This is a genomic window from Klebsiella sp. 2019SCSN059, assembly GCF_021739525.1.
GTDB classification, from domain to species: domain Bacteria; phylum Pseudomonadota; class Gammaproteobacteria; order Enterobacterales; family Enterobacteriaceae; genus Klebsiella; species Klebsiella quasipneumoniae.
Map to the genome: position 1 here is coordinate 1 of NZ_JAKKOM010000059.1, position 10,790 is coordinate 10,790.

The window sequence follows — 10,790 nt, forward strand, 5'->3', positions numbered from 1 at the left end:
GAACGGTCTGCGTTGTCGGGAAGATGCGTGATCTGATCCTTCAACTCAGCAAAAGTTCGATTTATTCAACAAAGCCCCCTTTACCCTCACCTATGAATTTATCGTCAAATACATGGCCCTAATCCACAAAACGGAAATACCGGAATCCTGGCTTACCGATAACGGTACCAGTCTTGATGAACGCAGAGTTTTGTACATGGAAGCTAGCGATATTCTGACAAAAGATATCGTAAGAGAAATTCGAAAAACGGTGAAATCCCCTCAGGACCAATTACAGGTTTATCGCATAAATGATCAGATCATAACCCTCGAAATGATGGAAAAGTAAGATGCAAAAAACTCACAAACATTTGACCAAAATAGTTACAATTTCTCTGTCATTAGCGTTTGCAGTGCTTGTTGTTCATGGTGTCCTTACATCACCTCCGAACCATGACACAGAAACTCCAGATGTTAACTCAAGTACCTCTAAAACCAGCAGAACCGGAAATGGTCAACGTTGTTAATCGGATACATACTCCTGAAGAGGTTTACAGGCGTTTCCAGGACAACGAATTCAGGGCTACTAATCACTTCAGAACTTGCCGATTAATGGTCACAGGTAGGGTAAAGAACATTGGAACAGCCACCTTTACCAAAGATCTGATCTCCTCCCTGAAAACAGTGCCAGGCTAAACTGAAGTCTCCGGTCTTTCTTCCATCTCACGGAGAGGCAAATCGCCATGAAAAAGACCCGCTATACCGAGGAACAGATAGCATTTGCGCTGAAACAGGCCGAAACCGGCACTCGGGTGGAGGAAGTCTGCCGAAAGATGGGCGATACAGGTGGGACCGTGGTCCCAGGCTGAAAACCTAAACGACGATACAGGTGGGACCGTGGTCCCAGGCTGAAACCTAATCGATAATACAGGTGGGACCGTGGTCCCAGGCTGAAACCTAAACGACGATGCAGGTGGGACCGTGGTCCCAGGCTGAAAACTAAACGACATTTCTGAAGCCACATTTTACAACTGGAAGAAAAAGTTTGGCGGCATGGGCGTGACAGAGCTGCGCCGCCTGCGCCAGCTTGAGGAAGAGAATCATCATCTGAAACGTCTGGTGGCTGATTTAAGTCTGGACAAGGAGATGCTGCAGGAAGTTATCAAAAAAAAGTTCTGAGGCCGGGCTCAGAAGCGTCAGGCGGTGCATTTTCTGCGGGAGGCTTACCGTATCAGTGTCCGGCGGGGATGCGGACTGCTGATGCAGAGCAGAACCGTTTACCACTGGCAGAGCCGGCGTGATGATCGGGCGATAACCCTGCGTATCCGGGAAATAGCAGAAACCCGGATACGCTACGGTTGCCCGCGTATTCATATTCAGCTGCGGCGGGAAGACTGGCCTGTTAACCACAAGAAAACACACCGGATTTACTGTCCGGAAGGCCTCAACCTGCGCAAAAAGCGCCCCCGCAGGCATGTCAGTGCAGCACATCGTCAGCAACGTCCGGTCCTGACCGGTGTCGATCAGTGCTGGAGTATGGATTTCGTGTCGGATAACCTGTTTAACGGACGACGTTTCCGGGCGCTGACTGTAGTGGATAATTTTAGTCGGGAGTGTGTGGCGATCCATGCCAGAAAGTCGCTGAAAGGTGAGGATGTGGTCGGTGTGATGGAAAGGTTGCGGGTGCCGGGCAAGCGCCTGCCGGTACGTATTCAGACAGATAACGGCAGCGAGTTTATCTCGAAAAGTCTGGATAAATGGGCGTATGAGCACGGGGTCACAATGGGCTTCTCCCGCCCCGGAAAACCAACGGATAACCCGTTTATTGAATCATTTAACGGCAGTCTGCGGGATGAATGCCTGAACATTCACTGGTTTCTGTCGCTGGAAGATGCGCAGGACAAACTCGACAACTGGCGCAGGGAATATAATCATGAGAGAACGCATTCATCATTAAATGACATGACTCCGGCTGAATTCATCCGAAGTCTCCGGAAAGACGAAGCTCTCTGATTTAGCACTGCACTGAATTTAGGCCAGGGTCAAAGTTAAAAAGGAGCACACTAAAAGCCTTAGCTCTACAGAGGTTCCTCCTGGTGCTCCCTCGGGAGACTATCTAATGCTGGAGACCAGTGCTTATATTTTTGCGATGAAGCAACCTAGAGGGTATACCTACATTGGTCTGGTGAAGAATTTAATCAACGAAGGTGAAGGACATATTTGGTGGAAAATATTAATAACGATGTACCACAGCATCAACCTTACCGAAATGAAAAGGTATTTAATTCCGGTAAGACAGCACTTGAGCTCAATTTTTCTGAGACAAATGGCAGTGTGAATCTTATCCTTGCGGGGCCTTTAGTATCGAAGCCGGGAAGTTTTGACTGGACTGGTCAAAAGGCCTTTTCAACAAAGCTGAGTGATGATGAAGTGATCACCTTGTGTATGGCGTTTCTTCGCCTTACTCATGAGGCTGTTCTGAAAGATAAAAAAACAAAGCACCATAATAAGCAAGTCTACAAAAACGTAAAAGTTACTTTTGATGGTAAATCCACAGCAATGATGGAGGGGGGAGTTGTAGCTATCAACAAAGACGAGAGAGACATTAATTTTATACATAAAATTAGTATTGATCCTGCCGCTTGCCTTCGCTTAGGTCTTTTCCTCTTGTCCGTCATACTGGCCCGAAATCCAGGGGTCCCATCTGACGCGGTTCTAACGTGCATGCGTCTTAATGCAAATGCTCAACTACAAAAGTAACTTTTCTATCTTATCATTCCCGTTTTACGGGAATTTCAAAAAAAGATACTTCCCTTAATGGGGAAAATACGCTCGGTTCATAGGATACATTAGATGTAACTATGGACTGACCCCATGCCTGTAGACAAATTCTGTCCTCACGACGAGGCCTGTTCGAAGGCCTCCGGACTGACGCCGCCGGGATGACTGTGGCGCCGGGTCCGATTGTAGAACACTTCAATGTAATCGAAGACATCCGCCCGGGCCAGATCCCGGTTTGGTATGTTCTCTTACTAATGCGTTCTTTTTTCAGTGAACTGAAGAACAATTCGGCCACCGCATTATCCTGGCAGTTGCCACGCCGGCTCAAGCTCGGTGCCAGGTTATTGGCCCGCAGAAGCGGTGCCAGTCGTCACTGCCGTACTGGCTGCCCTTACACAACCACAGACGGAACATGTTAAAGATCATTCCTGCCGATCGCATCTGGAAGGTAGCCGTTTCTCGTCTCCATTAATGCCAGTGTCAACATAGCTGTTTGTCCTGGCATTACCCCATTTCTCCCAAAAACGACGAAAGTGCCTGCAGGCCGCGTCATAACTGGCTTAAGCATAGATCTTAACCGCAAAAGGATCCTTTACGCATTTGGTTTTACCCGCAATAATGTGGGATAAGACAACAAAAGGATCCGCGCGCTGCGATTTATTGTCATGGCAGGATCAGCCGCTTCAGGCCAGAATAGCTGTATCCAAACCCGTTGTGCGCTACGTGAAAAATAACTCATGAACAGCATCCATTCCCCTGCAGAATTCACCAGATCGCGTCTCCCTGCTGCCGATCCGCCCCGGGCGTTGATTTTGCGACCGCGGTGGCACTCCGGCGGATAGCCACCTCAACAGGTGCCACGCCGGCTTACCTCCTGGCGCCGGAAGTGAGCGCCCTCCTCTGGTATATGCCGGACCAGCGTCACCACATGTTGTTCGCCACCATGTGGAATACCGGGAGCCCTATCGGTGAAGCCCGGACGCTCACCCCGGAATCCTTCGACCTGGATGGTCTGCGCCCTTTTGTTAGGGTGCTTTCGGAGAAAGTACGGGCGCGCCGCGGGCGGCCGCCAAAAGATAAAGTGCGCCTGGTGCCGCTGACGGATGGCAGTTTTGTGCGTCAGATGGAAAGCTGGATGGTCACCACCCGCCCCGCCGGCGGGAGCCGTTATGGCCGGTCACGGATGAGACAATGCGCAACTGGCTGAAACAGGCGGTGAAGCGGGCTGAAGCTGATGGCGTGCATTTTTCGATCGCCGTGACGCCGCATACCTTCCGGCACATGCTTTATCACCGGCAGCTCAGGAAGGTCATCCAGGCGCTGGCCGGGCATAAGGATCCGCGCTCGATGGAAGTCTATACCCGGGTATTTGCGCTGGATATGGCTGCCACCCTGGCCGTTCCCTTTACCGCTGACGGTCGAGATGCCGCGGAGATCCTTCGCTCCCTGCCACCGGCCGGCTGAGATTGTCGGGCAGGCGGCCGGGGCTTTGCCACTTAGTGAAGGAGATAAAGACAAACGCATTCCAGACGAGGCAGAGTCAGTCAGTCGCTTCTGAGTCTCTCACCGTGCCGGCTGCAGAAGCGTTACGCTTATCCAGTATGACCCGGGCATCATTCCGTCCGGGTCTGGAGAGAAATATTCATACCGCATCCCGTGTCCCCTCACCTTCTCATTGCACCATGACATCATTCGAATTAAGGAGCCCTGGTCCTCTGGTGACCAGCTGACATCTTCATACCGCAGACAATAAAACTTACTGCGATCCGGATATCAGCAGGTTACAGGGGGTATACCTGAGGGCCTTTCCAACCGGGTAAGCCAGGTCGTTATTCAGTATATCGTCGGTGACTGCGTCCCGGGCCATTTCTGACAGCCATCAGGTTTCCTCTTCATGATTGCAGATATCAGTGCGAAGCTGGCTGAGGGTACGACAGGATTAACGAACTTCGGAGGACTGGTTTTAGCAGCTCTTGTATGGCAATGCCGAAATCAACGCTCTGCTGAGTGGCTTCATTCAGTGCGCACCGGGGATTTACTGAAATATTGACAGTGGGATGCAGTCACGTGGAGAGCTCTCAATTGGTCGGGTAACACCCTCGTCAAACTTGCATGCTGCAGTCAATATCAGCATATTCTGGCCATAAATGACATACCGCAGTCAATATTGTCCGATCTTTACCTGCAGGAAGGAGAGCGAATATTGACTGTAGTATGCGTGATGCACCTCACAGTCAATAACTAATTGCGTATGCATACGGCAGTCATGGTAATGCATATCGCAGTCAATTTTCCGGCTTCATCGCCGATAGCGCTTCAGCAAGTTTCTGCGGATCGATGCCTGCAGCCTTCAGTGCCTTGATGACTTCGTCATAATTCTGCTCCGGCGCCTTCTCTTCTTCCTCCTTGCGCGGTACCTTCACCGTCCCGCTGATGAGTTTGGGATTGCGATAATGAACGCTAAAGTAAGTCGCCCGGCCACGTTTAAACTCGGTGTAATCCAGATAGCCGATATCCCGAAGTTGCTCCATAGCCTTTCGGACCGTGTGGTTCTGCGTATAGACATTTGAGGTAAGATTCAGCCGGTCCCGCATACGTTTCATGGAGATAGGTGCGGGATTCTGGGGAAGGCTCTCGATGTAGGTATACAGCGCCTGGGCAGATTCCTTCCGCTGCAGGGCGTCAATGGCTTTCAGCCGAAGCAGGACCCGCCTGTCCATATGGTAAAGCTCAAAGAGCTTGGGTTCAGCCTTGATCTCCACGATATCCTCGTTGATGTCATAATAGGCTGACTGCACCAGATGGGTGGTCCATCCTTTGGTCTCGCTCTGGAACTTCAGGGTAACCGAGGCGAGTTTAAACAGGGAATTGCTGATGCGATCCCGCATTTTCTTGTTTGAGCGCCGTGAGTCAAATCCACACATCTTAACGAATTCAACGAACGACAGTTCCAGGGTGTCACTTTTTACCCCATACTCAGACATCGAGCGAATGATCCCGAGCCAGACTTTAAAATCCGTGTCCATATCAAGACGCGAACCGGTGATCTTAACGTCGGTGTACCCTTCGCTTTTGGCGATGGACAGCTGTACGAGCTCCTCAGTGGCATCTGTGACGTTTTTACGGTTTGCCTTACTCCTGGAGGTTGATTTCAGGGTTGGAACGAAGAGACCGAGCCTCATGAGCGCTACCGGCTGCACAGTACTGGTACTGTTGACATCCAGCTTAACAACTTCGCCGGTTGTCTTGTCCACTTCCTGAAGATTGAGAGGTAAGCTGTTATTTTCGCTCGTCATCTTGCTCCTCAACGGTTATCCACAAAAGAATGTCGTTATACGTATCGCAGTCAACGGATATACATACCTCAGTAAATACCGTTGCATATCACAGTATTAGATTTCGCATACAGCAGTCAACTTTTTACATTCCACAGTCGATCCAGTATGACGTTCAAGCCAGTTACAGCGCATGCTGCAGCGATCCGGGGATCTCTTTAGGATCTCAATATGATCTCTTTGGGATCAATTACTGGATCGAAGCAATGAATAACGTTAATCCCCAGCCAGATCTACCCCACCACATTCAGGGTTCTGCAAGGGTAATCTGAATGCCGCATGAGTAACTCTCCCTGATTTAACATTAAATATTGACTGCGATATGTAGAATCTTCTTTTGTTGTTGACTAGCCCTCGGCTTTTAGTTTCATACCATAGTCAATTTTTCACATATCACAGTCAACTTCATGAAGATAGACTAATCCGGAGAAGTATCCGGCATCGTAGCGTTCGTGCTTTGTGCAGTCTCTGTGCTTTTCCACTTCCTCACTGCGTGAGATCGCTTACTGCGGCGAGCGGCAGTGAGAAATATTGACTGCCGTATGTGATTGAGCCTCTCTTCTCCGGTTTACAGCTTTCATTACAGTCAGCTTTGCAATTTTCAGATGACTTTGCGATTTTATTGTTGCTTTGCAAATAATCCCAAGATTTAATAAAATGATGCAAAGCGATGATTAAAGGATGCTCAGAATGGGACTGATGGATATACTTAACCAGTGCATTACTGCTGGACATGAGATGACGAAGGCTATCGCCATTGCGCAGTTTAATGACGACAGTCCGGAAGCAAGGAAGATCACCCGCCGCTGGAGAATTGGTGAAGCGGCGGATTTGGTTGGCGTTTCTTCTCAGGCAATCAGGGATGCAGAGAAAGCCGGCCGATTACCTCACCCTGATATGGAAACCCGTGGCAGAGTTGAACAACGTGTTGGTTATACCATCGAACAAATCAATCATATGCGGGATGTGTTCGGTACCCGACTGCGGCGTGCAGAAGATGCTTTCCCTCCGGTGATCGGGGTTGCGGCTCATAAAGGGGGGGTTTACAAAACCTCCGTTTCTGTTCACCTAGCTCAGGACCTAGCCCTGAAAGGACTCCGTGTTCTTCTCGTTGAAGGCAATGACCCACAGGGAACGGCTTCTATGTATCACGGATGGGTGCCCGATCTTCATATTCATGCTGAGGACACTCTCCTGCCCTTTTATCTTGGGGAAAAGGATGATGCCAGCTACGCTATAAAGCCCACCTGCTGGCCTGGCCTTGATATCATCCCGTCCTGTCTGGCACTGCACCGCATTGAAACTGAGCTGATGGGGAAATTTGACGAAGGCAAATTACCTGCTGACCCGCACCTGATGCTCCGTCTGGCCATTGAAACGGTCGCTCATGATTATGACGTGATTGTTATCGACAGTGCACCCAACCTTGGTATCGGTACGATAAATGTTGTATGCGCTGCTGATGTATTGATTGTCCCTACTCCGGCAGAGCTATTCGACTACACCTCCGCACTGCAGTTTTTCGATATGCTTCGTGACCTGCTTAAGAACGTGGATCTTAAAGGCTTCGAGCCAGATGTCCGTATTCTGCTTACCAAATACAGTAATAATAACGGCTCGCAGTCCCCGTGGATGGAAGAACAAATTCGGGATGCCTGGGGAAGCATGGTCCTTAAAAATGTTGTGCGCGAAACGGATGAAGTCGGTAAAGGTCAGATCCGTATGAGAACCGTTTTTGAACAGGCTATTGATCAACGTTCTTCAACAGGTGCCTGGCGTAATGCCCTCTCTATCTGGGAGCCTGTTTGCGATGAGATTTTTGATCGTCTGATTAAACCACGCTGGGAGATTAGATAATGAAGCGTGCCCCTGTCATTCCAAGACATACCACACATACTCAATCGACTGAAGATACCTCATCACCGGCGCCGGCTGCGCCGATGGTGGATTCATTAATTGCGCGCGTGGGTGCTATGGCCCGCGGTAATGCCATCTCTCTTCCGGTATGTGGACGGGAAGTAAAATTTACCCTTGAAGTGCTCCGGGGAGACTCTGTTGAGAGCTCTTCACGCGTATGGTCAGGCAATGAGCGCGATCAGGAACTACTTACCGAAGATGCTCTGGATGATCTCATTCCTTCATTTTTACTGACTGGTCAGCAGACTCCAGCTTTCGGCCGCCGGGTTTCCGATGTCATTGAAATTGCAGACGGCAGCCGTCGCCGTAAAGCCGCAATCCTGACGGAAAGTGATTATCGCATTCTGGTTGGTGAACTGGACGATGAGCAGATGGCAGCATTGTCCCGACTGGGTAACGATTATCGGCCGACGAGTGCTTATGAACGTGGTCTGCGTTATACAAGCCGGCTGCAGAATGAGTTTGCTGGAAATATTTCTGCACTTGCCGATGCGGAAAACATCTCTCGTAAGATCATTACCCGCTGTATCAATACGGCCAAACTGCCTAAATCCGTTGTTGCCCTGTTTGCACATCCTGGAGAACTGTCTGCCCGGTCAGGTGAAGCCCTTCAGAAGGCTTTTGCAGATAAAGAAGAATTACTGAAGCAGCAGGCTGAGACTCTCCAAGATCAGAAGAAAGCGGGACTAATCTTCGAAGCTGAAGAGGTCATTAGTCTTTTAACATCCGTACTGAAACAATCTTCCGCATCAAGAGTTAATCTGAGCTCACGTCATCAGTTTGCTCCAGGGGCAACAGCATTGTACAAGGGCGATAAAATGGTGCTTAACCTGGATAGGTCCCGCATTCCTGCGGAGTGTATAGAGAAAATAGAAGCCATTCTTAAGGAGCTTGAGAAACTAGGAGTTTGATGCGGACACGCTTTAGTCTACGGTTATCTCCCTTTACTTCATTTCCTTTCTCACAGGCCAGAAAAAATAACTGGCCTGAATACTCTCTATGGGACCACGGTCCCACCTGTATTATCGATTAGGTTTCAGCCTGGGACCACGGTCCCACCTGTATCGTCGTTTAGGTTTTCAGCCTGGGACCACGGTCCCACCTGTATCGTCGTTTAGTTTTCAGCCTGGGACCACGGTCCCACCTGTATCGTCGTTTAGTTTTCAGCCTGGGACCACGGTCCCACCTGCATCGTCGTTTAGGTTTTCAGCCTGGGACCACGGTCCCACCTGCATCGTCGTTTAGGTTTCAGCCTGGGACCACGGTCCCACCTGTATCGTCGTTTAGGTTTCAGCCTGGGACCACGGCCCCACCTGCATCGTCGTTTAGGTTTCAGCCTGAGACCACGGTCCCACCTGCATCGTCGTTTAGGTTTCAGCCTGAGACCACGGTCCCACCTGCATCGTCGTTACATTATTAGTTTGGGACCGCAGTTCCATCAATGCCTGTCACGAACAGGTATTGGCATGGCGCCGGTGACCCGTTGAGCGGAGTAATCACGCAGCAGGACTGCTATTACAGGCGATGGTGAAAGTTCTGTTGGGAAATGAACGAAGCATGCATGTTGAGTGAAATCTGCAAAATTTCGCAGGGTATGCGGCTTAATTTTAAATTTCCGCCAGCATTTTTAAAGCCAGTTGCCGCCGCTGCGCGTAGGCCGGTCCTTCGTTCGGCCGGTAACCAGTTCCGGCCGTTTTTACGACCTTGGGATCACCTCGTCAGCAGTGTCTCCACTGTGATGTCGTTTGTCACGTTGTCCGATCACAAAATATACTGGTTTTGACGTTCTGTTATCAATTGCGCCAGGTCTTTTTCGTCCAGAAGATCGAGCATTTTTTCATACAGAACCGCGGGCACACAATAAAAAAACAGGCCGGTTGCTGTCAATAATAGCGACCGGGTAGCCGCAGCCGGCACCGGCGCTGGCCACCGGATCGTTTTTAAGTTCGCTGACGCTGGCAGTTACATCACACAGAATGATATTTATCATGGTTCCCCCCTGAGACAAGTCATCTGCATGATCGGTAAAGTATGATCTGGCGGCAAGTTCCGTCTGTCATTTCGCCGGTCAGAAACGGGCAACCGGCAGCTCCTTCCAGCGGGTGGTATATGCCGATGAAAGCATCTCACGTTTCATCGGCCATTCCGGGGCAATTCCTCTACCGGCAAACCATACTTTACCCAGCCCTGAGTTGTTGATCCCGTCCAGAACCATCATCAGCTCAGCACTGTGAGGCCGTGGCGGGCGTTCGTCGAACAGCTGCAGCTGCGAAACGCCAGACCCGGTGAAATCATTCAGCATAACTCCGGCTTTGGCATACCGGTGCCCATCCTTCCAGATACGCTCCAGAGCCGTTGTGGCGGCAGCAATGATGTCCCTGGTGTCCTGAGTGGGTGTAAGCAGTTTCTCCGTGGCCACGTTGCCGTAGTAAGGCTCTTTAACGGCGAACGGAGACGTTTTGATGGAAACGGAAATATGCCGGCAATACTGGTGCTCTTTACGCAGCTTTTCAGAGGCCCGCTCAGCGTGCTGACAGATAGCCTAGTGGAGCGACTCGTACTCCGTGATCTTCACACCAAAACTGCGACTGCAGACAATTTGCTGTTTCGTCGGAGGGGCTTCCTCAAGCGAAAGGCAGCTTTCCCGTTCAGTTCACGTACCGTTCGCTCTAGGACCACAGAAAAATTTTTGCGGATGAAGGTCGAGTTTGTCCTGCGCATCTTCCAGCGACAGAAACCAGTGAATGTTCAGGCATTCATCCCGCAGACTGCCGTTAA

Annotated in this window: 5 protein-coding genes and 5 pseudogenes; 6 read left to right on the forward strand and 4 right to left on the reverse strand. The window is 50.3% G+C overall.

Translation table 11 applies throughout. The features are described from left to right. Positions 1–722: 722 nt before the first annotated feature. From L2I46_RS27945 to L2I46_RS27955, 3 genes and pseudogenes are all read left to right on the forward strand, one after another. Positions 723–848, forward strand: coding sequence for a transposase (locus L2I46_RS27945; protein ID WP_023287159.1), 126 nt, complete (start codon positions 723–725; stop codon positions 846–848). Between the two features lie 139 nt (positions 849–987). After that, a pseudogene (locus L2I46_RS27950) lies at positions 988–1,992 on the forward strand (IS3 family transposase); the annotation flags it as partial. A gap of 210 nt (positions 1,993–2,202) precedes the next feature. Beyond that, positions 2,203–2,739 carry a hypothetical protein gene (locus tag L2I46_RS27955; RefSeq protein WP_032414401.1) on the forward strand — a complete coding sequence of 179 codons (537 nt, stop codon included), beginning with the start codon at positions 2,203–2,205 and terminating at the stop codon, positions 2,737–2,739. A gap of 137 nt (positions 2,740–2,876) precedes the next feature. Here the strand turns inward: L2I46_RS27955 and L2I46_RS27960 are convergent. Next, a pseudogene (locus L2I46_RS27960) lies at positions 2,877–3,153 on the reverse strand (IS3 family transposase); the annotation flags it as partial. Positions 3,154–3,510: 357 nt separating this feature from the next. Between L2I46_RS27960 and L2I46_RS27965 the strand changes: the two are divergent. After that, positions 3,511–4,224 (forward strand): annotated as a pseudogene (locus L2I46_RS27965) (tyrosine-type recombinase/integrase). An 821-nt stretch (positions 4,225–5,045) separates the two neighbouring features. Here L2I46_RS27965 and L2I46_RS27970 read toward each other — a convergent pair. Then, the gene (locus L2I46_RS27970) at positions 5,046–6,056 is read right to left on the reverse strand and encodes a RepB family plasmid replication initiator protein (protein WP_017900946.1); all 1,011 of its coding nucleotides are present in this window, start codon (positions 6,054–6,056) and stop codon (positions 5,046–5,048) included. A 729-nt stretch (positions 6,057–6,785) separates the two neighbouring features. Between L2I46_RS27970 and sopA the strand changes: the two genes are divergently transcribed. Together sopA and L2I46_RS27980 are read left to right on the forward strand one after the other, a co-directional pair. Next, entirely contained in the window at positions 6,786–7,952 is a 1,167-nt protein-coding gene (sopA, locus tag L2I46_RS27975; RefSeq protein WP_023287153.1) for a plasmid-partitioning protein SopA, read from the forward strand. Further along, complete coding sequence (locus L2I46_RS27980; RefSeq protein WP_023287152.1) at positions 7,952–8,923, forward strand: ParB/RepB/Spo0J family plasmid partition protein; 972 nt, start codon at positions 7,952–7,954, stop codon at positions 8,921–8,923. Before sopA ends, L2I46_RS27980 begins: the two co-directional genes overlap by 1 nt. Before the next feature lie 850 nt (positions 8,924–9,773). Here L2I46_RS27980 and L2I46_RS27985 read toward each other — a convergent pair. Next, positions 9,774–10,002, reverse strand: a pseudogene (locus tag L2I46_RS27985) (type II toxin-antitoxin system Phd/YefM family antitoxin). A 78-nt stretch (positions 10,003–10,080) separates the two neighbouring features. After that, a pseudogene (locus tag L2I46_RS27990) lies at positions 10,081–10,724 on the reverse strand (DinB/UmuC family translesion DNA polymerase); the annotation flags it as partial. Positions 10,725–10,790 lie beyond the last annotated feature (66 nt).

Coding starts and splice junctions, on each gene's coding strand:
- sopA (WP_023287153.1), top strand. CDS start 6,786: ATGGGACTGATGGATATACTTAACCAGTGCATTACTGCTGGACATGAG.
- L2I46_RS27970 (WP_017900946.1), bottom strand. CDS start 6,056: ATGACGAGCGAAAATAACAGCTTACCTCTCAATCTTCAGGAAGTGGAC.
- L2I46_RS27980 (WP_023287152.1), top strand. CDS start 7,952: ATGAAGCGTGCCCCTGTCATTCCAAGACATACCACACATACTCAATCG.
- L2I46_RS27945 (WP_023287159.1), top strand. CDS start 723: ATGAAAAAGACCCGCTATACCGAGGAACAGATAGCATTTGCGCTGAAA.